Source organism: Mesorhizobium sp. M1E.F.Ca.ET.045.02.1.1 (genome assembly GCF_003952485.1).
In the GTDB taxonomy this organism is placed as follows: Bacteria; Pseudomonadota; Alphaproteobacteria; order Rhizobiales; family Rhizobiaceae; genus Mesorhizobium.
Map to the genome: position 1 here is coordinate 1,041,452 of NZ_CP034447.1, position 24,969 is coordinate 1,066,420.

Genomic DNA, 24,969 nt, shown 5'->3' on the forward strand with positions numbered 1-24,969 from the left:
TCAGAGGGAGCGGCCGATCAGCAATTTCATGATCTCGTTGGTGCCGCCGTAGATGCGCTGGACGCGGGCGTCGCGGTACATGCGGGCGATCGGATATTCGTTCATGTAGCCATAGCCGCCATGCAGTTGAAGGCATTCGTCGACGACTTTGCCCTGCAGGTCGGAGAGCCAGTACTTCGCCATCGAGGCCGTGACCGGATCGAGGCCGCCATCGATGTGGCGCGCGACGCAGTCATTGTAGAAGACGCGGCCAATCGTAGCTTCGGTCTTGAGCTCGGCCAGCTTGAACTGCGTGTTCTGGAAATCGATGATCGCCTTGCCGAAGGCCTTGCGCTCCTTGACGTAGTCGATGGTGATCGCCAGCGCCCGCTCGACCATGGCGATCGCCCCGGTGCCGATCTGCAGCCGCTCCTGCGGCAATTGCTGCATCAGTTGGACGAAGCCCTTGCCCTCCTCATGGCCAAGCAGGTTTGAGGTCGGCACGCGCACGTGGTTGAAGAACAGCTCGGACGTGTCGTTGGCCTTCAACCCTATTTTGTCGAGGTTGCGGCCGCGCTGAAAACCTTCGACCTCGTCGGTCTCGACGACGATCAGCGAGGTGCCCTTGGCGCCCTTGTCCGGATCGGTCTTGGTGACGACGATGATCAGATTGGCGAGCTGGCCATTGGTGATGAAGGTCTTGGAGCCGCTGATCTTGTAGTGGTTGCCGTCCTTCTCGGCGCGCGTCTTGACGCCCTGCAGGTCCGAGCCGGCGCCGGGCTCGGTCATCGCGATGGCGCCGATCAGCTCGCCGGTCGCGAGTTTCGGCAGCCACTTCTGTTTCTGCTCCTTGGAGCCGTAATGCAGGATGTAAGGGGCAACGATCGAGTTGTGCAGGCCGATGCCGAAGCCGTCGACGCCAACATGGCCGATCGCTTCGATTATGGCGCTCTCATGCGCGAAGGTGCCGCCCGAGCCGCCGTATTTCTCCGGCATCGAGGCGCAGAGCAGGCCGGCAGCACCCGCCTTCAGCCAGCTCTCGCGGTCGAACATCTCGTTCTTCTCGAACTCGTCGTAGCGCGGCGCGATCTCCTCCGACATGAAGCGGACCGCCATGTCGTAGAGCATGCCGACCTCGTCCGCCGCCCAGGCGGGCTTCGGCAAGCCAAGAATTTCGGCGGGGTTGGTCATGCTCTTCTCCTCACAAGGCATGTCATCAGAGACGGGGTCGGCGCGCTACCGCGGGAGACCCCTCCAGGCCCTTCGGGCCACCCTCCCCTCAAGGGGGAGGGGACGCCGGGCATTTCTAGAACGCTTCGGCCGGCAGCGCCATCAGCGTGTCGGCGCCACTGGAGATGCGGGCAAGCCTCGTCGCCGTTTCCGGCATGATCCGCTCCATGAAGAAGCGCGCCGTCACCAGCTTGGCGTCATAGAACGACGCTGCCCCATTGGCGCCTTCGGCGAGCTTGGTTTGGGCAGCCTTGGCCATCTGGCCCCACATATAGCCCAGCGCGACCAGGCCGAAGAGATGCATGTAGTCGGTCGAGGCGGCGCCAGCATTGTCGGGCTTGGCCATGCCGTTCTGCAGCAGCCACATGGTGGCCGCCTGCAGGTCGTTGAGGCCCTTCTTAAGCGCCTTGGTGAAGGACGCTATCTTCTCGTCCGCCCGGTTCTCCTCGCAGAACTCGCCGACCTCCTTGAAGAAGGCCTGCACCGCGCGACCGCCATTTAGCGCGAGCTTGCGGCCGACGAGGTCGAGCGCCTGGATGCCGTTGGCGCCCTCATAGATCATGGCGATGCGGGCATCGCGCACGAACTGGCTCATGCCGTGCTCTTCGATATAGCCATGGCCGCCGAACACCTGCTGCGCCATCACGGCGTGGTCGAAGCCCTTGTCGGTCAGCACGCCCTTGACCACCGGCGTCATCAGACCGGTGTAGTCGTCGGCCGCCTGGCGATCCTTGTCGTCGCCGGAGCGGTGCGCAACGTCCGACTTGATCGCCGTCCACAGCGCCAGCGCGCGGCCACCCTCGTTGAACGCCTTCATGGTCATCAGCGAGCGGCGGATATCGGGATGGACGATGATCGGGTCGGCCTTCTTGTCAGGCGCCTTGGCGCCGGACAGCGACCGGCCCTGGAGACGGTCCTTGGCGTAGGAGACGGCGTTCTGATAGGCGATCTCGGAGACCGAAAGCCCCTGCAGGCCGACACCGAGCCGGGCTTCGTTCATCATCGTGAACATGGCCTTCAGGCCGCCGTTCAACTCGCCGAGCAGCGTGCCTTCGGCCTCGTCATAATTCATGACGCAGGTCGAATTGCCGTGGATGCCCATCTTCTCCTCGATCGAGCCGCAGGAGAGCGTGTTGCGCTCGCCGGGATTGCCCGAGGCATCGAGCTTGAATTTCGGCACGATGAACAGCGAGATGCCCTTGACGCCTTCCGGCGCGCCCTCGGCACGGGCCAGCACCAGATGGACGATGTTGTCCGCCATGTCGTGCTCGCCGGCGGAGATGAAGATCTTCTGACCGGAAATCTTGTAGGTGCCGTCGCCATTCGGCATCGCCTTGGTGCGCAGCAGGCCGAGGTCGGTCCCGCAATGCGGCTCGGTGAGGTTCATGGTGCCGGTCCAAGCGCCCTCGATCAGCCTGGGCAGCCAGGTGGCCTTCTGCTCGTCGGTGCCGTGCGTGACGATAGCCGCGATAGCGCCCTGCGTGAGGCCGGGATACATCATCAGCGCCATGTTGGCCGAGACCATGTATTCGGAGACCGCGGTGTGGACCGTGTAAGGCAGGCCCTGGCCGCCGAACTCGGCGGGCGCGGCCAACCCCATCCAGCCGCCCTCGCGATACTGGTCGAAGGCATCCTTGAAGCCCTTGGGCGTCGTTACCGAGCCGTCGTCATGACGCGCGCAGCCTTCCATGTCGCCGACGCGGTTCAGCGGATGCATGACGTTCTCGGCAAGCTTCGCGCCTTCGGCAAGGATCGCCTCGACCACGTCGGGCGTAGCATCCGAGAAGCCTGGCAGATTGGAATAGCGCTGATAGCCGAGCACGTCGTTGAGCACGAACAGCGTGTCCTGGACGGGCGCCCTGTAGATCGTCATGTCTTCCTCCACCCTTGCGGTCCTGGCCAGCCAGCAAGTTCCCGATCCAGGTCCGGATGGGAGGCCGAGCCAATGTCGACGCCCCGATAGCAAAAATTGACGTTTGCGTAAACGTCAATCTTGTCGCAGCCGGAAGATTTTTGGTGAGCGGGCGCATGCAAGGCAACAAAAAAGCCGCGCGGCCATGGCTGCGCGGCTATTGCTTTTGGCTAGTCGCCGTTGCGGCGCGAAATGATCAACCGGCGGCGCTTGCCTGTGGCGCGGCCCGTTCGGCAAGCATCTGGCGCACCGACGTCATCGAATTGCTCAGCTCGTTGATGGCGTCCTCGATCAACGCCCGCTGCTTCTGCAGGCGGGCAAGCTGCTTCTCGGACTTGTCGAGCGCCAGCCGCAACTGCTTGGTGTTGGAGCCGGTCGGATCGTAGAGGTCCATCATCTGCTTGACGTCGCGCAGCGAGAACCCGACCTTGCGGCCGAGCAGGATCAGCTTCAGCCGAGCCTTGTCGCGACGCGTGTAAAGACGGGTGGAGCCGTCGCGCTTCGGATTGAGGAGGCCCTTGTCCTCGTAGAAACGGAGCGTGCGCAAGGTCACGCCGTATTTCTTGGCCATCTCGCCGATGCGGACGAATTCCTCACCGGCCTCGGCCGGTAGGTGATTGCTATTGGCCGCGGCTTCGCCGGGCGAAACAAGTTTCATGGTCACTGGCTTTCCCCTGATGGCGTCGCGGTCCCGGACCAAGCGTCGCCTGAGTGGAAGCGGGGGCGTGCTTCCAATCGTGGTTTCGACAAATCAATCGCAAGAGGCACGGCTTCGCACCTTTTACGTTTACGTCAATTCTATACCGACAGCCGGCAGGTGACGCAAGGGCGTTGTCGGAACGGAACTTTATGCCGCACCCCGGATGCCCGGCTGGCCAGGCGGCTCAGGATTTATGCCCGACTTCTTAAGCTTGGTTAACGCCTTGTTTACCACGTTGGGCGAAATGTGCGCATGTCGGTCATCCGTGTTTATCCTGTAGCGAATTTTTCACGGTTTTTCGAGGCGTGGGTGAAAACCCGGGAAGCCCGTCTTCCTCCGCAGCAGAACCGAGCGGCCGCCTTCGTTCCCGGCAGGACTTTGGGAAACCGGCCGCGGCCGGTCATTCTGAACACGGGCGCATCGATGAACAGCAAGCGGTCCTATCTCGATACACTCAACGCCGGCAGACAACGCCGGCCACACACCTCGCTGGAGGATCTGAACCGCTCGCTTGAGACGCTGGAGCAGCGGTTGGAACGGACCCGCACCGACACGCCCGAACGCCCGGATCCGCGGCGGCCGGCCGCCGAGCCACGCTACGCCGCCGCGCAACCTTATGGGCAGTCTCGCTGGTACGAAGACCCCTACTCAACGCAGAGCGAAAAAAATCGGGGACCGCAAAACCAGGCACCCTCCGGCCTTGGCCCCAACTATCAGGCCATTGCCCGCGACATCGACCGGGTGCGCGGGCAGGAGGACGGCGTCGCGATGGTGGGCAAGATCGCCGTCGAATTGCGCGGCCTGCGCGAGGAACTGCGCCATCAGATGACCGCCGGCCTGCAGCGCGAATTCGACGCGCTGCGCCAGGATATCGATCGCGCCATGCAGGCGGCGAGTCAGCATGGCGCTCGCGCCGACAAGAGCAGCGCCGAGCTCGGCCTCGAGTTCGAGCGGCTCTCCGGCGCCATCCACACGCTCGCCGAAAAGAGTGACGACCGCAGCGTCAACCTGTTGCGGCTCGAGCTGGAGCAGGTCAAGGCGGCGCTCGATACGCTGGCGCGAGAGGAAAGCGTGCGGGCCGTCGACCGCCGCTGGGACGATTTCGACCGCCGCTGGAGCGCCTTCGAGGATCGCGTCGACGCCGACCAGCGCCAGCGTGCCGAGGGGCCCAACCTTTCGGCACTCACCGACCGGCTGGAGCAGATCAGCAGCGCGGTCAACAACCTGCCGCAATCGCTGTCGCTCGGCTCGCTGGAGGAAAAGGTGCGCACGCTTGCCGGCGCGGTCGACCGCTTCGCCAGCCAGCAGACCATGCGCGGCGGCGAGACGCTCGCCATGATCGACGAGCGGCTGGACGAGATCTCGCGCGCCATCGTCGCCTCGACGGTGGCGGCGCAAGCCAATGCCTTCGATCCCGAAACCTTTGGGCGGATCGAGAAGCGCATGGCCTCGCTGGCGCAGCAGATCGAGGAAGTCGCGCAGGCGCGGCCCGGCGCCGAGGTCATCGACCGCCTCAATCTTCTGTCCAGCCGGGTGGACGAGCTCGCCGGCCGCACCAACCTGCCGGAGCAGGCGATGGAGCGTCTCGGCAAGCAGATCGCTTTGATCACCGACAGAATAGACCGGGCGCCGGTGATGCCCGACGCCGACCATATCTTCCAGGGCCTGGAGCAGCGCTTCGACGCGCTGTCGACGCTGCTGGAGCGCCGCCAGGGCGATGCGATCGAGCAGGGCAACATGCTGTTCCGCGAACTCGAGCGGCGGCTGGACGAAGTCGCCGACAGGCTCGACCAGCGCATGCAGCAGGATGACAGCACCGGCATCATGGAGGCGATCGACGCCCGCTTCACCGCGCTTGCCAAGCGCATCGAGACGCGCACGCCAGATCCCGCCAACGATATGGCGATCCGCGGCCTGGAAAGCCGGCTCGAAGACATTTCCAGCCGGCTGGAATCGTCTGCCGCGCAGGTCGCCGGCATCGATCCGGCGCTGATCCGCAGCCTGGAATCGCAGGTGACCGCCCTTTCGGCGCATCTTTCCAGGCCAAGCGCGCCGCTGCCCGACTTCGAGGACATCAGCCCGCGCCTCAACGAGATCGAGAAGTCGCTGGCCGGCACGCGCGATTCCATCCTCAGCGTCGCGCGCGAGGCGGCGGAGAACGCCGTCAGGTCGCTGGCCGAATCGAGCTCCAGCACGGCCGCTTCCAATGCGGTCGCCGTGGGCGGGCTCGCACAGGACCTGAAGACGCTCGAAGCGCTCACCCGCCGTTCGGACGAGCGCAATTCACGGACCTTCGAGGCCATCCACGACACGCTGCTCAAGATCGTCGACCGGTTAGGCTCGCTGGAGGCCGAAGGTCCCAGCGAAGCGGTCAGCGAACTCGTCGACCCGCAGCCCGTCGGCAAGCGGGCCCGCGCCGGCAAGATCGCGGTGCAGGACGCACCGTCGATGGATATCGACCAGCCGCTGCCCTTGAGCGGAGACATCGCCGATCTCGACGCGCGCACCGCCTCCATCCTACGCAACGAGCCTGTTACGCGGGACGAGCCTGTTACGCGCGACGAGCCTGGCCCGCGTACGCCCGCCGAGGCCGCTGCCGCTGCCGCCATGGCCGCGCTTGGGTCGGACGCGATCGGCGAGAGGGCCGAGAAAACCGGTCGCAAGAAGTCGATGTTCAGCGGGCTGGCGCGCGCCTTCAAGGGCAAGAAGGACGCGGACACGCCGCCGCTTGCCGGTTCGGCGCCGGCTGGCGACATTCCGACGGTTGACATCGACGAACCGCTGGATCCCAAAGCGGCCAACCGGCCGCTGGAGCCGGGCTCGGGCGCGCCGGACCTCAATGCCATCATGAAACGTGTGCGCGACGAGCGCGGCAACCAGCCGGCCAGGCGCAGCGAGACCGACGCCGCCAAATCCGATTTTATTGCGGCCGCCCGCCGCGCGGCGCAGGCCGCCGCCGCGGAAGCCGACGCGCTGAAGCGGCAGTCGACGATGACCGGTCCGGTGAAGGCGCTGAGGATCGGCGATCTGCTCAAGGCGCGACGCAAGCCGATCCTGATGGCTGCGGCCGCGATCATGATGGCGCTGGCCGGCCTGCAGCTCGGCAAAGCCTTCTTCTCCGACCCGGCGCCGGTCGCCAGCAACGACGTCGCGCCGGTCGTCTCCACACAGTCGGTCGAAACCGCTTCGCTCAATGCCGCTGGCGCGCCGAAGACCGAGACGGACGCCGCGAAGCCCGAGAGCGCACCGGCCCGCGCCGTCAGGCAGGCCGAGCCCTTGAAGGACGATCCGGCGCCGCAGGCCGCCGCTCAGCCGTCCGGTCCCGAGATGCCTGCCGCCGCGGCGCTAGGCGAGCCGGCGCCTGCCCCGATGGCGCTTGCCGCGCCCGCCCAGCCTGTGCCAGCGCCGATGGCTTCGACCATGCCGTCCGAGCCGGTCGCCCCGGCCGCGAACGCGCCGGCCATGGACACGGATACGGATGCGCAGCCCACGACCAGCGCACCGGCTGCGGCGAGCGCTCCGGCAACCGGCACGCCTTCGGCCAGCACGCCGGCAACCACGTCCGCCGACACCACGGGCACCGTCCCGCCGGCCACCAGCCAGACCGCAATTTCGGCCGCCAAGATCGACATCCCGGCCGACATCGGCCCGGTGGCGCTGCACGACGCAGCCGCGGGCGGCGACGCCAAGGCGCTGTTCGAGATCGGCTCGCGCTATGCGGAATCGCGCGGTGTGAAGGAAGACATGGCGGCGGCCGCCAAATGGTACGAGAAGTCGGCCGAACTGGGCTTCGCGCCGGCCGAATACCGCATCGGCAATTTCTATGAGAAGGGCATCGGCGTCGCGCGCGACGTCAAGAAGGCCAAGACCTACTACCAGCTTGCCGCCGAGCAGGGCAACGCCAGCGCCATGCACAATCTGGCGGTGCTGTTCGCCATGGCCGCAGACGGCGTGACCGACAATGAATCGGCGGCGCACTGGTTCCAGGAGGCGGCGGACCTCGGCGTCAAGGACAGCCAGTTCAATCTCGGCATCCTTTCGGCCAAGGGCGTCGGCATGAAGCAGAACCTGGAGGAGTCCTACAAGTGGTTCGCGCTCGTCGCCAAGACCGGCGACAAGGACGCCGCCGCCAAGCGTGACGAGATCGCCAATGCGCTCAGACCCGAGCAGCTCGAGCGGGCCCGCGCCGCCACGGAACTGTGGAAGGCAAAGCCGCTCAACGCGGCCGCCAACTCGGCCGATGTTCCGGAATCGTGGCAGGACAACACGCCGCAGACGACCGCCGGCATCGACATGACGAAGGCGGTGAAGAACATCCAGCTGATCCTCAACAAGAACGGCTATGAGGCCGGCGGCGCCGATGGCGTGATGGGCGGCAAGACCAAGAGCGCCATCATGGCCTTCCAGACCGACAACAAGATGAAGCCGACCGGGGAAATCGACGCACCGCTCGTCAAGGCGCTGCTGGCGCACAAATAACGGCAGATGCGTCGCATACACGACGCCTTGCCACAGATTTGCCTGTTAACTGATTGAGATGGTTTTTGTTTCGACGCGGCGGCGGGGTTTGACTCCGCCGCCGCGCCGGCGCAAGAAAAAATTGGCTTTTCGGTGCGAAACTGCTGGGGACGGCGGCATTCGCCGACAGGCAAACTGATCGAGACAGACGGGTGGGCATCTATCTCCCGATCGCGGAAATTTCCGTCAACGTCTTCGTGCTGCTGGCGATGGGCGCGGCGGTGGGTTTCCTGTCGGGCATGTTCGGGGTGGGCGGCGGCTTCCTCATCACGCCGCTCTTGATCTTCTACAACATCCCGCCGGCGATCGCGGTGGCCACCGGCGCCAACCAGGTCATCGCCTCCTCCTTCTCCGGCGCGCTGTCGCACTTCAAACGCGGCACGCTCGACTTCAAGCTCGGCGGCGTGCTGCTGGCCGGCGGCATCGTCGGCTCGACCGCCGGCATCTACGTCTTTGCGCTGCTGCGCCGGCTCGGCCAGTTGGACCTGTTCATCTCGCTGCTCTATGTCGCGCTGCTTGGCACCGTCGGCGGACTGATGCTGGTCGAGAGTGTCAACGCGCTGCGCGCCGCGCGCAGTGGTGCAGCGCCCGTGATGAAGAAATCCGGCCAGCACAACTGGATCCACCGGCTGCCGTTCAAGATGCGCTTCCGCGCCTCGAAGCTGTTCGTCAGCGTCATCCCCGTGCTTGGGCTCGGCGCGGCGATCGGCTTCCTGTCCTCGATCATGGGCGTCGGCGGTGGCTTCATCATGGTGCCGGCGCTGATCTACCTGCTCAAGGTGCCGACCAACGTCGTTATCGGCACCTCGCTGTTCCAGATCATCTTCACTTCGGCCTACACCACGCTGGTGCATGCCACGACCAACCAGACCGTCGACGTCATCCTCGCCTTCCTGCTGATGGCCGGCGGCGTTGCCGGCGCGCAATACGGCGCCAAGGCCGGCCAGAGGCTGCGCGGCGAGCAGCTGCGGGCGCTTTTGGCGCTGCTGGTGCTGGCCGTCGCCATCCGCCTTGCCATCGACCTCTTCGCGACCCCGCCCAATCCCTACTCGCTCTCCGCCGCGGGCCTGAGCTGATGGCGGGGTTGAGGGCGTTCGCAGCAACAATTTCGCTTTCGCTGTTCCTCGCCCTGTCGCCGGCGACGGCACAAACGCCGCCGCCCGCCGAAGGCATCCAGATCGGCCTGTCTACCGACGCCATATCGATCACCGCCGGCTTCTCGGGCGCCGACCTCACCATCTTCGGATCGCTCGAAAATCCCGACCCGCTGGTTTCGCGGCAGGGGCGTTACGACGTCGTCGTCGTGCTCGAGGGGCCGCCACGGCCGGTCGTGGTCCGCCGCAAGGACAGAGTGCTCGGCGTCTGGATCAACCTGGAATCGGAGACCTTCGAGAATGTGCCGGTGTCCTATTCGGTCGCCACGACGCGGCCCTTGCAGGACATTGCCGATCCGACCAAGTACAAGCAGCTCTCGTTGGGTTCACAGAACCTCTACATGAAGCCTGCCGACGAGACCGACAGCCCGGCGACGATCGAGGAATTCACGGCGGCACTGCGCGAGCGCAAGACGGCAGCCGGCCTCTACAGCGAGAATGTCGGCGGCGTGCAGTTCCTGTCGCAGAGCCTGTTCCGCGCCACCGTGCGGCTCGCGCCCAACATTCCGGTCGGCACGCACAAGGCGCGCGCCTTCCTGTTCAAGAGCGGCATGTTCGTGAAGGAAAGCTCCGCCCAGCTCGAAATCCGCAAGTCCGGTTTCGAACAGTCGATCTTCCGCGTCGCGCACGACTATTCCTTCCTCTACGGCGTGTTCGCGGTGTCGCTCGCCATGCTCACCGGCTGGCTCGGTCGGCTCGTCTTCCGCAAGGATTGATGCTCCCAGGGAAAATGGGAAGACCATTTTTCCCGTGAAAAGAGGGGTTCCCCTTTTCCCGGTTTTGCGATAAATCGCCGCCTCCCAAGTCAGGGGCAAGCACACACATTCATTTTTCGGCAGAGCGGTCCGGCCATCCGGATGACGGCGCATTTTCCGACGCCGGCGATCCGCTGCCGCGAAGCAATGACAGGAGGCTGCGATGCAATCGGCATTCGGCGGCATCGATTTCGGCACGTCCAATTCCACGGTGGGCGTGATCCGCGACGGCCGGGCGCGACTGGTGGCGCTGGAAGGCGAGCAGCCCACTCTGCCAAGCGCCGTCTTCTTCAACTTCGAGGACGGCCACACCTATTTCGGCCGCCGCGCGATCGCCGACTACACCGACAGCGTCGAAGGCCGGTTGATGCGTTCGCTGAAAAGCGTTCTCGGCAGTTCGCTGGCCAACGACAAGACGCGCATCAAGGCGCGCCTGATCGGTTTCACCGACATCATCGGATTCTTCATCAGCCATTTGAAGAAGCGGCTGGAAGAGGATGCCGGCGGCCCGGTCGAGCGGGTCGTGCTCGGCCGCCCGGTGCAGTTCGTCGACGACGATGCCGAGGCGGATGCGAAAGCTGAGGGCGAACTCGAAAAGGCGGCGCGCGCGCAAGGCTTCAAGCACATCGCCTTCCAGTTCGAGCCGATCGCGGCGGCGCTCGACTATGAACAGAACGTCGCGCGGGAAGAGCTGGCGCTGATCGTCGACATGGGCGGCGGCACCTCCGACTTCTCCGTCGTTCGCGTCTCGCCGGAGCGCGCCCGCTCGGACGACCGCAAGGGCGACATCCTCGCCAATCGCGGCATCCATATCGGCGGCACCGACTTCGACCGGCTGCTCAGCATCGCCAACGTCATGCCCGAGCTCGGCTATCTGACCCGGACCAAGGACCACAAACGCAATCTGCCGGCGAGCTATTTCATCGACCTCGCGACCTGGCAGCGCATCAACCTGGTCTACACCGCCAAGGCAATGTCGGATCTAAGGCAGATCCGCTTCGAGGCCGAGCGGGCCGACCTTGTCGACCGCTTCATCCATATTGTCGCGCATCGTTACGGGCATGCGATGGCCGGCCTGGTCGAACGGGCCAAGATCGCGCTCACCGACCAATCTTCGGCCGAAGTGAAGGTGTCGCTGCCCGGCGCGCGCTTCGCGGCCGGGATCACGCGCGCCGGCCTGGAAGAGACGATCGGGGCGGACATCGACCGGGTGACCGCAACGGTCAGGCAGACGATCGCCGACGCCGGCATTTCCGCTTCCGCCATCACCGCCGTGTTCCTCACCGGCGGTTCGACCGCAATCCCATTGGCAAAGCGGCGGATCCTTTCGCTGGTGCCGCAGGCCTCGGTCATCGAAGGCGACATGTTCGGCTCGGTCGGGCTTGGTCTTGCGCTGGATGCGCAACGGAAGTTCGCCTGAGGTTTCTTTTCTGGTGAAAGCCCGACGCTTGGTACCCGACAAAGACTGCCGTTTTGGGTGGTGAGCGGCCCCTCGGATGGGTGCGCCCGAATTGGCACGGACATTAGGGCGGAACCAAGTATAATGATCTGCCTAAGCTCGCAGGCAATCACCTGTGTTCTCGACGTTCAATTTGGCTGCAGAGCCGATGAGCCTCAATGTCGGGAGGACGAAAATGCGCCAGATCAAGTCCCTGATCCTACTGTCAATTCTTTCGCTAACGCCAGGATTGAGCATCGCGGCGGAAGAATTTCCCGCCGATACGCTTGTGATCCAGGCGGAAATCCAGAGAGGCGGCGATTTTATTGGGTTCGGGTTCAATTCCCTTTGGATGATGAGCGGCAGCCTCCTTGAGCGCGTCAACGCTGCGGACAACAGCGTCATCGATATCGACGTCAACGGCCGCGGTGGATCTCAAGCCCCCGGAATCGGCGAAGGTGCTGTCTGGGTGCCCGCGACGAGCAAGAAGATGATCCTCAAAGTCGACCCGATCGCCAATAAGCTGGTCCAGGAAATACCCGCCCAGATACTCAGCAACGAGGGGAGCATCGGCGTCGGCGAAGGCGGGGTTTGGGTCGTCACAGGGAAGGGCATCGGCAACACGACGCTGACTCGATTCAATTCCCGCAGTGGCGCTGTCGATGCGAATATTCATTTGCCGGCATTGAGCGCCGGCGTCGTCGTTGACTTTGGTTCCGTGTGGGTGACCGGTTTCGGCAACAGCGAGCTGTACAGGATCGATCCAAAAACCAACACGGTGATCTCGACCATCAAGCTTCACTCGTCGCCGCGCTTCATCGCTTCGGGCGAAGGCTCGATCTGGGTCCTCAATCAAGGCGATGGCTCGGTTCAGCGAATCGATGGAAAGACCGGCGAGCTGCTGGCGACGATTCAAACAGGCCTATCGGGCAGTGGCGGCGATATCGTTTGCGGCGGCGGCTATGTGTGGGTCTCGACGCCGGGAACGCCGGTCGCCCAGATCGATCCCAAAGCCAACACACTTGTCCGCAAGTTCAAAGGTAACTCGTTCGGCGACGCTATTCGTTACGGTGCCGGTTCGCTCTGGGTATCGGGATCGACCATCCACCGCATAGAGCCCCCAAAATAGAGAGCGCGTCCACCACTAGCCCCTGCCCGTTGACGACGCATGCGCCTTGCCGGTGAGATACGCCTTCAGCGCCATCTGCGCGAGGCTCGCCTGCCGGTCGCGGTGGGTGATCATGGCGAAATCGCGCTTCGGCAGATCGACCGGCACGGACCTGAGACTCCCCTCCGCCAGGGAGCGCGCGACGACCAGCTCCGAGATGATGGTGGCGCCGGCGCCGGCCTCCACCGCCTGACGCACCGCCTCGTTGCTGGGCAGGACCAGGAAGATCTGCAGTTCCGCCGGCGAGACCCCTTCGCCGCGCGCGAAATCCTCCAGCGCCTCGCGCGTGCCCGAACCGCCCTCCCTGATGATCCAGCGCAACGCCCTGATGTCGAGGTTTCCAGCCGGCGTCATCGGGATTTCGGGATGCGTGCGCGCCACCACCAGCATCATGCGATCCTCGTCGACCGTGACACGCCGCAGGATGTCGGACTCGGTGCGCCCTTCGACCAGGCCGAAATCGGCCCGGCCGTCCAGCACATTGGTCTCCACCTGCCGTGTGTTGCCGATGGTAACGCTGAGGCGCACAGCCGGATAGGCTTCATGGAACGCCGCCAGGCGCAGCGGCAGCCAGTAGCTGGCGATGGTCTGGCTGGCCGCTATCGACAGGCTGCCGGTAACCGTCTGCGACACGTGCTCCAGGACGTCGCGCGCAGCCGCCGCTCGCTCAAGGACCGCCTTGGCTTCGGGCAGGAAACGGTGGCCGGTCTGCGCGAGCTCGATGTTGCGCCCGACCCGGTTGAACAGGCGCACGCCATGCTGACTTTCGAGCGCGCGGATGGCCGCCGAGGCCGCCGACTGCGAGATGCCGAGCAATTCGGCCGCCTTGGTCATGTGGCCGTGCTCGGCGACGGCGACGAAGATGCGCAACTGATCGAGAGTCATGCCCAACTAAGAAGCAAAATCGATCAGAATTACAAGAGCCGCTTGTTAGACAGATCAATTGCTTTGTTCTAAGTTTTTGCCGGAAGTTGGAAAAATTTGGCATTTCGGCGGCCAAGGTTGGAAATGATCGGGCGCTTCAAATCCCTTTTCGCGCATTGGAGCCGCCGGCTGAAGCGGCAATTCGCCGGCGACCGCTACCATCCCGAGCTCCACTACATGCGCGGGCCGGGCCCTAAGACGAAAGCCAGAATGGCGAGCGGCAAGAGCGTTCGCGGATCATGAGCCGAACATCGCCGCGCGGCGCCAATTCCGCACCGTCCCAGCAGCCGCTGGCCGACAGCCAAGCGCCCCACGAGGGCGACGGCGTCGAGACCTCGCCAAGCGTCTCCGACCGCATCGCCAAGACCACCTGCTACATGTGCGCCTGCCGCTGCGGCATCGACGTCCATATCAAGGACGGCAAGGTGCGCTACATCAACGGCAACAAGGACCACCCGGTGAACCGCGGCGTGATCTGCGGCAAAGGAAGCGCCGGCATCATGCAGCACTACAGCCCGGCGCGGCTGAAGAAGCCGCTCAAGCGCACCGGCCCGCGCGGCTCCGGCGAATTCCGCGAGATCGAATGGGACGAAGCGCTCATCATAGCCACCGAGCGGCTGTCGGCGATCCGGCGCACGGACCCGAAGAAGCTTGCTTTCTTCACCGGGCGCGACCAGTCGCAGTCGCTGACAGGCTGGTGGGCGAGCCAGTTCGGCACGCCGAATTTCGCCGCGCATGGCGGCTTCTGCTCGGTCAACATGGCGGCCGGCGGCCTCTACACGATCGGCGGCTCGTTCTGGGAGTTCGGCGAGCCCGACTGGGACAACACGAAGTACTTCATGCTGTTCGGCGTTGCCGAGGACCATGATTCAAACCCGATCAAGATCGGCCTCGGCAAGCTGAAGGCACGCGGCGCCAAGGTGGTGTCGATCAACCCGTGCCGCACCGGCTACAACGCGATCGCCGACGACTGGATCGGTATCCGGCCGGGCACGGACGGGTTGTTCGTGCTCGCCCTCGTCCACGAATTGCTCAAGGCCGGCCGCGTCGATCTCGACTATCTGCTGCGCTACACCAACGCCGCCGGGCTCGTGATCCAGGAGGCGGGTGCTGCCGAGGACGGACTGTTCGTTCGGGACGGCAGCGGCGATCTTCTAGCCTGGGACAGGGGCGCGAAAGCACCGGTACGCGCAGCCGATCCCGAGGCAAGGCCGGCACTGACAGGCAGCTACACGGTCAATGGCCGCCACTGCGTGCCAGTGTTCCAGCTCATCGCCGACCGATACATGGACGACAGCTACTCGCCTGATGCAGTCGCAGAGCGCTGCGGCATCAGCGCCGATACGATCCGCCGCATCGCGGCGGAGCTGGCGCATGTCGCCTTCGAGCAGACGATCGAGCTGCCGGTCGCCTGGACCGACTGGGCGGGCCGGCGCCACGAGACGATCAAAGGGCGGCCGGTGTCGATGCATGCCATGCGCGGCATCTCGGCCCATTCCAACGGTTTTCATACCTGCCGTGCCATCCATCTGTTGCAGGTACTTCTGGGCACCGTGGACGTGCCCGGCGGCTTCCGCTTCAAGCCGCCCTATCCCCGTTGCGCGCCTCCGGGGCCAAAGCCGTCCGGCAAGAACGTCCGGCCGATGACACCGCTGGAAGGCACGCCGCTCGGCTTTGTCTGCGGGCCCGACGATCTGCTCGTCGACGAGGCCGGCCGGCCCACCCGCATCGACAAGGCCTATTCCTGGGAAGCGCCTTTGGCCGCGCACGGGCTGATGCACAGCGTCATCCGCAACGCCTGGGCGGGCGATCCTTACCCGATCGACACGCTGATGATGTACATGTCGAACATGGCCTGGAATTCCTCGATGAACACGGTCGAGACCATCGCCATGCTCACGGACAAGGATGAAGCCGGAAACTACAAAATCCCCTTCATCATCTATTCCGATGCCTACTATTCCGAGACTGTGCCGTTCGCCGATCTGGTGCTGCCCGACACCACCTATCTCGAGCGGCATGACTGCATCAGCCTGCTCGATCGGCCGATCAGCCATGCCGACGGGCCGGCCGACGCCGTCCGCCATCCGGTGGTGCAGCCGGACCGCGACGTGCGGCCGTTCCAGTCCGTGCTGATCGAGCTCGGCGCGCGGCTCGGCCTGCCCGGCTTCGCCAACGAGGACGGCTCGGCGAAATACCGCGACTATGCCGACTATATCGTCAACCACGAGCGCACGCCGGGCATCGGACCGCTGGCCGGCTGGCGCGGCAAGGATGGCGGCTCAATCGGTAAGGGCGAGGCCAATCCCGGGCAGTTGCAGCGCTACATCGACAATGGCGGCTTCTGGCATCACGCCTTTGCCGACGACCAGCGCTATTACAAGATGGCCAACGGCGCTTATCTCGACTTTGCCGTCCAAATGGGTTTCATCGCGAAGGCCGAGCCGATCGTTTTCCAGCTTTATTCCGAGCCGATGCAGCGCTTCCGGCTCGCCGCGCGCGGCCATGGAAAAGCGCAGCCGCCGGAAGCCGAGCGCGATCGGATCGAGACCTACATGGACCCGCTGCCTTTCTGGTACGCGCCTTTCGAGGACGAGGCCGTCGATCTGCAAAAATATCCGCTGCATGCGCTGACGCAGCGGCCGATGCACATGTACCATTCCTGGGGCTCGCAGAATGCATGGCTGAGACAGATCACCAGCCAGAACCGGCTGTTCGTGCACCGGGAGACGGCCGACGGACTCGGCCTTGCCGACGACGACTGGGTGTGGATCGAAAGCATCAATGGCCGTGTGAAGGGCCAGATCAAGCTGATCGACGGCGTGAACCCTGACACGGTCTGGACCTGGAACGCCATCGGCAAGCGGCGCGGCAGCTGGGGCCTGAAGGACGATGCGGCCGAGAGCAATCGCGGCTTCCTGCTCAACCACATCATCGGCGACCAGACCTCGGCCGACGCCAACGGCAAGCGCTATTCCAACTCCGATCCCGTCACGGGACAGGCGGCCTGGTTCGACGTCAGGGTTCGGATTGCCAAATGCGCGCCCGAAGAAGCCGGCTTCACCGAGCCGCAGTTCGAGCGGTTCCGGCAGCCGCCGCACGTCCCGGCCGTGCCCGAAATCCTTCGCTTTGGCGCCGAATTTCGCATGAAAAGGGAAGCCGCCGAATGACCTGCCTTCCCGCCCAAACCGAGAAGAAGCTCGGCCTCGTCATCGACCTCGATACCTGCGTCGGCTGCCAGGCTTGCGTCACCGCCTGCAAGGAATGGAACACCGGCGGCCATATGGCGCCGCTGACCGACACCGATCCCTATGGCGGTCATGCCGACGGCGTCTGGTTCAACCGCGTGCACGCTTATGAGCACGTGACCGAGATGGGCGGCCGCACGGTGAATTTCCCGCGCTCCTGCCTGCATTGCGAGCAGCCGGCCTGCGTCACCGTCTGCCCGACCGGCGCCTCCTACAAGCGCGCCTCGGACGGCATCGTGCTGGTCGACGAGGACAAATGCATCGGCTGCAAGCTGTGCAGTTGGGCCTGCCCCTATGGCGCGCGCGAGTTCGACACGGATGTCGGCGTGATGAAGAAATGCACGCTCTGCGTCGACCGCATCTACAACGACAATCTGGCCAAAGAAGACCGCGTGCCGGCCTGCGTCGCGGCATGCCCGACCAGCGCCCGGCATTTCGGCGATCTCGGCGACCCCACCTCGGCGATCTCGCAGCTTGTCGTCGAGCGCGGTGGCGTCGAGCTGATGCCGGAGCTTGGCTACAAGCCGACCAACAGATACCTGCCGCCGCGCGCCCACAGCGAACGCGCGGCACGAGTGGACGCACCGGCGCTGGAGCCCATCCGGGCCGAGGGCGGCTTCCTCGGCTGGATCGATCGCATGCTTTCGAATTAGCTTCACCCACCATGCATCCCGCTTTCTCGGTCGTCTTCTTCACCACCGCCACCGGGGCCGGCTACGGCCTGCTGGCGCTGCTCGGTCTGCTTGGCGGACTGGGCTTCATCCAGCCCGATTTCTGGTTCGGCCTTGCCGGCATGGCGCTTGCGCTCGGCCTGATCGCGGCTGGCCTACTCTCCTCCACGGCCCATCTCGGCCGTCCCGAACGAGCCTGGCGCGCTTTCTCGCAATGGCGCAGCTCGTGGCTGTCGCGCGAAGGCGTGGCGTCGGTCGCGACTTTCATCCCGGCCGGGCTGTTCGGTATCGGCTGGGTATTTTTCGGCCGCAGCGGCGGCTGGGTGGCCGTCGCCGGGCTGCTGGCGGCCGCCGGTGCGGTGACGACAGTCTGCGCGACAGGCATGATCTATGCCTCGCTGAAGCCGATCGCGCAGTGGCACAGCCGCTATACTTTGCCGGCTTATCTTATGTTCTCGGCTATGACAGGCTGTGTGTTGCTGAGCGCCCTTCTCCAGGGTTTCGCCATGGATTCAACGGTGGTGCTGACCGGCGCGCTGCTCGCCACACTCGCCGGCTGGGCATGGAAGATCGCGACCTGGCGATACAACGACCGGCTGGAAATCCCGACCACGGCCAGCACGGCGACCGGCCTGGCCGGCGGCACGGTGCGGTCGATCGAATGGCCGCATACGGAAGAAAACTATTTGCTCAAGGAGATGGGATTCCGCATCGCGCGCAAGCACAGCGCGAAGCTGAGGCGGATCACGCAGGTGCTGGCTTTCGCCGCGCCGGCTGTCTTGCTTGCTACCGCGCTTGTCTTACCGTGGCCTTTCGCCGCCATTGCGTCGACGCTCGCGGCCATCGCCCAGCTTGCCGGCATGCTGGTCGAGCGCTGGCTGTTCTTCGCCGAGGCGAAGCACACAGTCACGCTCTACTACGGTCGGGAGTAGCGTCTCAACCCGGCCGGAGCATCGATCCGGAGATGGCGAAGATGCGGTCGGCGCCCAGCATATAGGCCATCAGCGTCTCCAGCCGGAACAGGCCGGCATAGGCGCGGTCGAGCACGTTGAGCGAGCCGGTATAGGCGCCGAAGGCCGGCATGATCATGCGGCCGCCGTCGCCGGCAAAGCAACGCCGCCTGACCGAACGGCCGCGCTGGACGATGCGGGCGCAAGGGTGGAGATGACCGGCGATCTCGCCTTCCACCCGCAGCTTCGAAGGCTCGTGACGGAAGAGCAGCGAGCCGATGGCGAGTTCCTTCACCGTATCGCCAGGCAGGTCGGCGGGCGCGTCCGGATCGTGATTGCCGGCGACCCAGAACCAGTCGCGGCCGGCCATCATCGCTTCCAGCCGCTCGCGGAAGCTCTCATGCATGCGCTCGGCGCCGCCGCCGTCATGGAAGGAGTCGCCCAGGCTGACGACGATCCGCGGCTGGTAGTCGGCGATCACCGCCTGCAGCCGGAGCAAAGTGGCTCCGGTGTCGTAAGGCGGGATCAGCGCGCCGCGCCTGGCGAAGGACGAGCCCTTTTCGAGATGCAGGTCGGAGACCGCGAGCAGCCGCAGGTCGGGGAAATAGAGCACGCCGCGCCGGTCGCAAACCGCGCGCTCGCCGGCGATGCCGACAAGGTCGGCCTCGGCAATCAGCGTTGCGCGCGACAGCGAAAAATTCATCCCCTCTCCGTTCTCCGCTTAGTGCCCTGAACCCATCGCTTCTTCGACCAGGTCGGCGGCTTCCATCAAAAGCGTGTCGTTGGCGCCGCCATTGACCGACTCCTTGCCGATCTCCAGCATTACCGGCACCGCCAGCGGCGAGATCTGGTCGAGATGCTTATGCATGATTCGACCGCGCACGCGCGAGAGCATCTCGCCAAGTCTGCTGACATCGAGCAACCCGGCGGAGGCATCGGTTCGCGTTGCCTGCAGCAAGATATGGTCCGGCTCGTGGCTGCGCAGCACATCGTAAATGAGGTCCGCCGAGACCGTCACCTGGCGCCCGCTCTTCTCCTGGCCGGGGTAGCGCTTCTCGATCAGCCCGGCGATGACGGCACAGGTGCGAAAAGTGCGCTTCAGCATCCAGCTATCGTTCAGCCAGGCTTCGAGATCGTCGCCCAGCATGTCCTCGTCGAAAAGTGCGGCCAGCGACGGCTTCTTCGCCTTGAACAAAGCCGCCATGTCGTCCAGCGCCCAGACGGCCAGCGAGTAATCGGTGGCGACGAAGCCGAGCGGCCTGGCATGAGCGCGCTCCAGCCGACGCGTCAGGAGCATGCCGAGCGTCTGGTGCGCCAGCCGGCCCTCGAAGGGATAGGCGACCATGTAATGGTGATTGCCGCGCGGAAAGGTCTCGACCAGGAGATCGCCACGCTTTGGCAAAACCGACTTCTCTTCTTGAATCCGAAGCCAGTCGGCCACCTGTTCGGGCAAGACCTTCCAGCGATCGCTGTCGGCCAGCATGGCGCGCACCTGCTCGGCGAGATAGGTCGAGAGCGGGAATTTGCCGCCGGCATAGGACGGCACGATGATGTTGGCGCCGGCGCCGTTGGAGACGACGCATTCGTTCTCGCGAATGCCCTCGAAGCGCAGCACCTTGCCGGCAAAAAGGAAGTTGTCGCCGGGGCGCAGCGTTTCGGCGAAATATTCCTCGATCTTGCCGAGCACCGGCCCGCCACGGCCGGCCATGCCGCGCCCCTGCCTGACATAACGGACATTGAGCTCCGGCATCTCGATGATGGTGCCGACATTCAGCCGGTATTGCTGCGCGACGCTCGGATGCGAGACGCGCCACAGGCCGTCCTTGTTCAGGCGGATGCGGGCATAGCGCTCGTAGTTCTTCAGCGCGTAGCCGCCGGTGGCGACGAAGTCGATGACGCGGTCGAAGGTCTCGCGCTCCAGGGCCGCATAAGGCGCGGCGCCGCGCACCTCCTCGAACAGGAGGTCGGCGTCGAACGGCCCGCCGCAGGCGACGCCCAGCACATGCTGCGACAGCACGTCGAGCGCGCCCTTGACCAGCGGCGGCGTGTCCTGGGCGCCGAGATAGTTGGCGTCGAGCGCCGCGCGGCATTCCAGCACCTCGAAGCGGTTGGCCGGGATCAGGATCGCCTTGGACGGCTCGTCCATGCGATGGTTGGCGCGGCCGATGCGCTGCGCCAAGCGGCTGGCGCCCTTCGGAGCGCCGACATGTACCACCAGATCGACATCGCCCCAGTCGATGCCGAGGTCGAGCGTCGAGGTGGCGACGATGGCGCGCAGCGCATTGTCGGCCATCGCCTTCTCGACGCGGCGGCGCTGGCCGACATCGAGCGAGCCGTGATGCAGCGCGATCGGCAAAGAGTCCTCGTTCGCACGCCACAACTCCTGGAACAAAAGCTCCGCCTGGCTGCGGGTGTTGACGAAGAGCAGAGTGGTGCGGTGCTTCCTGATCGCCTCATAGATCTCAGGGATGGCGTAGCGGGCCGAGTGCCCCGACCATGGCACGCGCTCGCGCGAGTCGAGGATGGAGATGTCGGGCTTGGCGCCGCCGGCGACCGTAATGAGCCCTGCCATCTCGGGGTTGTTTGAATTTTTGGGCGGGTTCTGCGCAACCAGCCAGCGCCGCAGCTCATCCGGTTCGGCCACGGTGGCCGACAGACCTATGGTCTGCAGCTTGGGAACGAAGGCGCGCAGCCGCGCCAGGCCTAACGCCAGGAGATGCCCGCGTTTCGAGATGACAAGCGAATGCAATTCGTCGAGCACGACATAGCGCAAATCCTCGAAGAAGCGCCTCGCGTCGTTTGAGGCGATCAACAAGGCGAGCTGCTCGGGCGTGGTGAGCAGGATGTCGGGCGGCACCAGCTTCTGTCGCTGGCGCTTGTGCGAAGGCGTGTCGCCGGTGCGCGTCTCGATGGTGACCGGCAGTCCGATCTCCTCGACCGGCTTGCCGAGATTGCGCTCGATGTCGACGGCTAAAGCCTTGAGCGGCGAGATGTAGAGCGTATGGATGCCGCGATGGGCTTCGCCAGGCTTGCGGCGCGGACGTTTCGCGAGCTCGGTAAGCGACGGCAGGAAGCCGGCCAGCGTCTTGCCGGCGCCGGTCGGCGCGATGAGCAGTACCGATTGTCCGCCTTGAGCCTTGGCCAGCAGCTCGAGCTGATGGACACGCGGCGACCAGCCCTTTTCACCGAACCATTTGACGAATGGCTCGGGCAGCAGGACGGCGGCATTCTGTTCGGCAAGGCGCGGCTGCTCTGTCACGCGCCAGAGGTAGCGCGACGGTGAGCAATCGCCAAGAAAAATCGGAACAAAAGGGGATCGTTCTTGCCTTCTCCCCCTGTGGGCTAGCGTGCGCACACATTTGCTTCGTGCTGTGGTCAAGCGTGAAGAGGCGCCGTCGGAAAATGGCTTGAAGCGGTTGAATTGTATGTGATTCTGTAGCCGCCATTGTTGATTCTGGAGGTTTCGACGATGGCTTCGTTGCTTGGCTACTTCGGCGACCTGCGCCTGCAAAAAAGGGGAGCATGGTTCTGGAGCGCATGTTTGCGCGTGTCAGCACGGGCATGCGCCGGCTGGCCGACACGCGCGCCGAGAAGGTCGCGTTCACACGCCTGTTTCGCAATCGCCACGTGAGCACGCAAGAGATCATCCGCACGGCGGCGGCGCGAACCGCCGAACTGGCCGCCGGCCGCCACGTGCTGATCATCGAGGACAGCAGCGAGATCAACTATGAAGCCAAGGCTTCGCGCAAGCGCGGCCTCGGTCGTGTCGGCAATGGCACCGATATCGGGCTGTTCGTGCATCCGGCGTTGGCCGTGGATGCCGTGGACGGCTCGGTCCTTGGCCTTGCAGGCGCCACGATCTGGCGGCGCGAGGCAGAGAAGGCGGATGACTACCAGGCGCTGCCGATCGAAGCCAAGGAAAGCCACAAGTGGATCGGCACCGCCAAGGCGGCATGCCAGGCGCTGACCGACGCGCCGCAGATGACGGTGATCGGCGACCGCGAGGCCGACATCTACGAAGTGTTTGCAAGGCTGCCCGACGAGCGCACCCATGTGCTCATCCGCGCTGTACGGGATCGGGCCTTGGGCACGCGGGGCGAGCGCCTGTTCGGCGCGATCGCCAAGACGCCGGAAGCCGGCCGCATTGCCTTCGAACTGCAGGCCCGACCCGGCCGGCCGGCCCGCACCGTCGAACTGGCCGTTCGCTTCACCGCGGTGAGCTTGCGCCAGCCCCGCCTTGGCGCCGACAGCCGCGATCCGCGCGAACTCACGCTCAACATGGTGGAAGTGCGTGAGATCGATCCACCTTCGGCCAAGGACGCGGTGATCTGGCGGCTGTTGACCACCCACAGCGTCGAAACGCTCGCCGATGCCTGCCGCATCGTCGACCTGTATCGCTCGCGTTGGAGCGTCGAACAGCTGTTTCGGACCGTGAAGTCGCAGGCCATCGATCTGGAGGAAAGTCTCATCGCCGACGGCGATGCACTCGAACGTCTGGCCGCCACCGCTCTGGTCGTCGCCACCAAGGTCATGCAACTCGTACACGGGCGTGGTTCGCCGGGCCAGCGCTTCCAGGCCGCACACCTCTTCGATCCCACCGAGATCACCGTCCTGGAAGTGCTCATCGCCAAGCTCGAAGGCAAGACCCAAAAGCAGAAGAACCCGCACCCCACGCACACGCTCGCCTGGGCCGCCTGGTGTATCGCCAGGCTCGGAGGCTGGAACGGCTACGAAAAGGAACGCCCGCCAGGGCCCATCACCTTCACCCACGGCCTCAGACGCTTCAACGCCATCACACACGGCTTCGTTCTGGCCTCGCAAAAATGAGCCCGAAGCAAATGTGTGCGCACGCTAGCCCCCTGTGGGAGAAGGTGGATTGGCGCGAAGCGCCGAGACGGATGAGGGGTGTTGGAAGAAATGAGGCGCCGGGAGATTGGACGACGATGAAGCGTGGCCGCCAAGCTGGAGCACCCCTCATCCGGCCGAGCTTCGGCGACACCTTCTCCCACAAGGGGAGAAGGCGAGGTCTGCGCTACGGCCTCCTGAACCCTGTCGGCCCGCCAAAAAGATAGCCGATGCGCTCGACCGCTTCCTTCAGCCGCTCGCGCGAGACCAGCATGGTGTGGCCGTTGGCGTGGATCATATCCTTCGCGTCGGTCATGATGGCGACATGGCCTTTCCAGAAGACGAGGTCGCCGCGCTCCAGCCCGGAGAAATCCGGCCCCGGCTCGAACGGCGTGCCGATCGATGCCGACTGCATGTCGGTGTCGCGCAGCACTTCCTTGCCAGCCATGCGCATCGACAATTGCACGAGGCCGGAGCAGTCGATGCCGAAGCCGGAGACGCCGCCCCAGAGATAGGGCGTGCCGAGAAAGCTTTCCGCGACCGTGACATAGTCATCGGCGACCTCGGCGAGCGGCTGCAAATGGCGGGCGATGACCGCCTGCCCCGACGGCAGCAGCGCGTAGTGCGTGCCGCGCGTTTCGGCGGCGCCCGCCACGGTCACGGTCGAGCCCATCGACAGTTGCCCGCTGATCGGAAAGCGCAAATCGGGCCCCGGATAGAGGAAGGTGCGCGGCGCGGAAACGATGTGGGTCGGCGCCTGTTCGCGCGGGCCAAGAACGTTGTCGGCGACATAGCCGACATAGCCGTCGCGCTCGGCCTGCACCCAAGCCCAGCCTTCCGCATCCTCGAAGACGAGCACGTGATCGCCGAACAGCGCCTGGGTATTGACCCCGGCGTCCGGTCGCGGCGCCTTGCGCAGATCGGCGACGGCGGCAGTGATCCGCGCCGGCCGGCCGGCGACGAAGCGATCAGCTGAGACTTCTCCTTTCAGCCTGGCGTCGGCGAGATCGGAACGAAAGGCGTGAAGGCGGGCATCCCTGGCAGTCAAATCGGCAATCCAGTCAACTTGGTGATCCGTCAGATGGGCAGTTCATGCGCCTTCGCAACGATACCATCGCCGAAGCGCTCGACAAAGAGCGCGCCTTCCACTGTGCGCCGGATCAGCACGTTGCGCTTATCGAGCTCGTCGCGGTGCCGTGATACCAGCTTCAGCGCGCCCATCGTGTCGAGCGCGCGGGTGATGACCGGCTTGGTGACGTTGAGCCTGGCGGCCAGCCCGCGCACCGTGTGCGGCGGCGGATCGAGATAGATGGTGAGCAGGATCGCGGTCTGGCGCATGGTGAGATCGGGCGCGCCGTTGCGCACCTGCGACAGCATCACCTGCTGCCACAGTCGCAAGGCCTGGCTCGGGCGCATCGAGATCGACATCACCCCAGCATGACGGCAAATTGTTTCGGTTCCGTTTCAGTAACGGCAT

At 65.0% G+C, this 24,969-nt stretch carries 18 protein-coding genes; 9 read left to right on the forward strand and 9 right to left on the reverse strand.

The window, feature by feature from the left end:
- The 3 genes from EJ070_RS04860 to EJ070_RS04870 form a co-directional block, all read right to left on the reverse strand.
- On the reverse strand, positions 1–1,170 hold the full coding sequence (locus tag EJ070_RS04860) for an acyl-CoA dehydrogenase family protein (RefSeq protein ID WP_126090301.1): 1,170 nt from the start codon (positions 1,168–1,170) through the stop codon (positions 1–3).
- A gap of 115 nt (positions 1,171–1,285) precedes the next feature.
- A complete protein-coding gene (locus tag EJ070_RS04865) occupies positions 1,286–3,082 on the reverse strand; it encodes an acyl-CoA dehydrogenase (protein WP_126090302.1) in 1,797 nt (598 codons plus the stop codon).
- A 235-nt stretch (positions 3,083–3,317) separates the two neighbouring features.
- A complete protein-coding gene (locus tag EJ070_RS04870) occupies positions 3,318–3,779 on the reverse strand; it encodes a MerR family DNA-binding transcriptional regulator (protein WP_126095645.1) in 462 nt (153 codons plus the stop codon).
- 465 nt (positions 3,780–4,244) lie between these two features.
- Here EJ070_RS04870 and EJ070_RS04875 point away from each other — a divergent pair, with 465 nt between their 5' ends.
- From EJ070_RS04875 to EJ070_RS04895, 5 genes are all read left to right on the forward strand, one after another.
- Positions 4,245–8,300 carry an SEL1-like repeat protein gene (locus tag EJ070_RS04875; protein WP_126090303.1) on the forward strand — a complete coding sequence of 1,352 codons (4,056 nt, stop codon included), beginning with the start codon at positions 4,245–4,247 and terminating at the stop codon, positions 8,298–8,300.
- Positions 8,301–8,491: 191 nt separating this feature from the next.
- Positions 8,492–9,415: a sulfite exporter TauE/SafE family protein gene (locus EJ070_RS04880; RefSeq protein WP_126090304.1), complete on the forward strand. Its 924-nt coding sequence runs from the start codon at positions 8,492–8,494 to the stop codon at positions 9,413–9,415.
- Entirely contained in the window at positions 9,415–10,209 is a 795-nt protein-coding gene (locus EJ070_RS04885) for a TIGR02186 family protein (RefSeq protein WP_126090305.1), read from the forward strand. Before EJ070_RS04880 ends, EJ070_RS04885 begins: the two co-directional genes overlap by 1 nt.
- 202 nt (positions 10,210–10,411) lie before the next feature.
- Positions 10,412–11,668: an Hsp70 family protein gene (locus tag EJ070_RS04890; protein ID WP_126090306.1), complete on the forward strand. Its 1,257-nt coding sequence runs from the start codon at positions 10,412–10,414 to the stop codon at positions 11,666–11,668.
- A 214-nt stretch (positions 11,669–11,882) separates the two neighbouring features.
- Positions 11,883–12,815: a hypothetical protein gene (locus EJ070_RS04895; RefSeq protein WP_126090307.1), complete on the forward strand. Its 933-nt coding sequence runs from the start codon at positions 11,883–11,885 to the stop codon at positions 12,813–12,815.
- A gap of 15 nt (positions 12,816–12,830) precedes the next feature.
- Here EJ070_RS04895 and EJ070_RS04900 read toward each other — a convergent pair whose 3' ends face one another.
- Both EJ070_RS04900 and EJ070_RS36155 read right to left on the reverse strand, forming a co-directional pair.
- Positions 12,831–13,739 carry a LysR family transcriptional regulator gene (locus tag EJ070_RS04900; protein WP_126095646.1) on the reverse strand — a complete coding sequence of 303 codons (909 nt, stop codon included), beginning with the start codon at positions 13,737–13,739 and terminating at the stop codon, positions 12,831–12,833.
- Positions 13,740–13,793: 54 nt separating this feature from the next.
- Complete coding sequence (locus EJ070_RS36155; protein ID WP_189350384.1) at positions 13,794–13,940, reverse strand: hypothetical protein; 147 nt, start codon at positions 13,938–13,940, stop codon at positions 13,794–13,796.
- A gap of 77 nt (positions 13,941–14,017) precedes the next feature.
- Here EJ070_RS36155 and EJ070_RS04905 point away from each other — a divergent pair, with 77 nt between their 5' ends.
- Genes EJ070_RS04905 through EJ070_RS04915 form a run of 3 tightly spaced genes read left to right on the forward strand, consistent with a single transcriptional unit; the run spans position 14,018 to position 18,629 of the window.
- A complete protein-coding gene (locus tag EJ070_RS04905; protein ID WP_126090308.1) occupies positions 14,018–16,948 on the forward strand; it encodes a molybdopterin oxidoreductase family protein in 2,931 nt (976 codons plus the stop codon).
- The gene (locus EJ070_RS04910) at positions 16,945–17,679 is read left to right on the forward strand and encodes a 4Fe-4S dicluster domain-containing protein (protein ID WP_126090309.1); all 735 of its coding nucleotides are present in this window, start codon (positions 16,945–16,947) and stop codon (positions 17,677–17,679) included. Before EJ070_RS04905 ends, EJ070_RS04910 begins: the two co-directional genes overlap by 4 nt.
- Positions 17,680–17,690: 11 nt before the next feature.
- Positions 17,691–18,629 (forward strand): DmsC/YnfH family molybdoenzyme membrane anchor subunit, encoded by a 939-nt coding sequence (locus EJ070_RS04915; protein ID WP_126090310.1) that lies wholly within the window; start codon positions 17,691–17,693, stop codon positions 18,627–18,629.
- Between the two features lie 4 nt (positions 18,630–18,633).
- Here EJ070_RS04915 and pdeM read toward each other — a convergent pair whose 3' ends face one another.
- Positions 18,634–19,350, reverse strand: coding sequence for a ligase-associated DNA damage response endonuclease PdeM (pdeM, locus tag EJ070_RS04920; protein ID WP_126090311.1), 717 nt, complete (start codon positions 19,348–19,350; stop codon positions 18,634–18,636).
- Between the two features lie 18 nt (positions 19,351–19,368).
- A complete protein-coding gene (locus EJ070_RS04925) occupies positions 19,369–21,906 on the reverse strand; it encodes a ligase-associated DNA damage response DEXH box helicase (RefSeq protein ID WP_126090312.1) in 2,538 nt (845 codons plus the stop codon).
- Positions 21,907–22,169: 263 nt separating this feature from the next.
- On the opposite strand from EJ070_RS04925, the gene EJ070_RS04930 reads away from it, so the two are divergent.
- Entirely contained in the window at positions 22,170–23,474 is a 1,305-nt protein-coding gene (locus EJ070_RS04930; RefSeq protein WP_126090313.1) for an IS4 family transposase, read from the forward strand.
- Positions 23,475–23,679: 205 nt separating this feature from the next.
- Here the strand turns inward: EJ070_RS04930 and EJ070_RS04935 are convergent, their stop codons facing one another.
- Together EJ070_RS04935 and EJ070_RS04940 are read right to left on the reverse strand one after the other, a co-directional pair.
- Positions 23,680–24,540 (reverse strand): NlpC/P60 family protein, encoded by an 861-nt coding sequence (locus EJ070_RS04935; RefSeq protein ID WP_126090314.1) that lies wholly within the window; start codon positions 24,538–24,540, stop codon positions 23,680–23,682.
- A gap of 29 nt (positions 24,541–24,569) precedes the next feature.
- Positions 24,570–24,920, reverse strand: coding sequence for a MarR family winged helix-turn-helix transcriptional regulator (locus EJ070_RS04940; RefSeq protein ID WP_126090315.1), 351 nt, complete (start codon positions 24,918–24,920; stop codon positions 24,570–24,572).
- Between the last annotated feature and the right edge of the window lie 49 nt (positions 24,921–24,969).

Coding starts and splice junctions, on each gene's coding strand:
- EJ070_RS04860 (WP_126090301.1), bottom strand. CDS start 1,170: ATGACCAACCCCGCCGAAATTCTTGGCTTGCCGAAGCCCGCCTGGGCG.
- EJ070_RS04865 (WP_126090302.1), bottom strand. CDS start 3,082: ATGACGATCTACAGGGCGCCCGTCCAGGACACGCTGTTCGTGCTCAAC.
- EJ070_RS04870 (WP_126095645.1), bottom strand. CDS start 3,779: ATGAAACTTGTTTCGCCCGGCGAAGCCGCGGCCAATAGCAATCACCTA.
- EJ070_RS04875 (WP_126090303.1), top strand. CDS start 4,245: ATGAACAGCAAGCGGTCCTATCTCGATACACTCAACGCCGGCAGACAA.
- EJ070_RS04885 (WP_126090305.1), top strand. CDS start 9,415: ATGGCGGGGTTGAGGGCGTTCGCAGCAACAATTTCGCTTTCGCTGTTC.
- EJ070_RS04890 (WP_126090306.1), top strand. CDS start 10,412: ATGCAATCGGCATTCGGCGGCATCGATTTCGGCACGTCCAATTCCACG.
- EJ070_RS04895 (WP_126090307.1), top strand. CDS start 11,883: ATGCGCCAGATCAAGTCCCTGATCCTACTGTCAATTCTTTCGCTAACG.
- EJ070_RS04900 (WP_126095646.1), bottom strand. CDS start 13,739: ATGACTCTCGATCAGTTGCGCATCTTCGTCGCCGTCGCCGAGCACGGC.
- EJ070_RS36155 (WP_189350384.1), bottom strand. CDS start 13,940: ATGGTAGCGGTCGCCGGCGAATTGCCGCTTCAGCCGGCGGCTCCAATG.
- EJ070_RS04905 (WP_126090308.1), top strand. CDS start 14,018: ATGAGCCGAACATCGCCGCGCGGCGCCAATTCCGCACCGTCCCAGCAG.
- EJ070_RS04910 (WP_126090309.1), top strand. CDS start 16,945: ATGACCTGCCTTCCCGCCCAAACCGAGAAGAAGCTCGGCCTCGTCATC.
- EJ070_RS04915 (WP_126090310.1), top strand. CDS start 17,691: ATGCATCCCGCTTTCTCGGTCGTCTTCTTCACCACCGCCACCGGGGCC.
- pdeM (WP_126090311.1), bottom strand. CDS start 19,350: ATGAATTTTTCGCTGTCGCGCGCAACGCTGATTGCCGAGGCCGACCTT.
- EJ070_RS04930 (WP_126090313.1), top strand. CDS start 22,170: ATGGTTCTGGAGCGCATGTTTGCGCGTGTCAGCACGGGCATGCGCCGG.
- EJ070_RS04940 (WP_126090315.1), bottom strand. CDS start 24,920: ATGTCGATCTCGATGCGCCCGAGCCAGGCCTTGCGACTGTGGCAGCAG.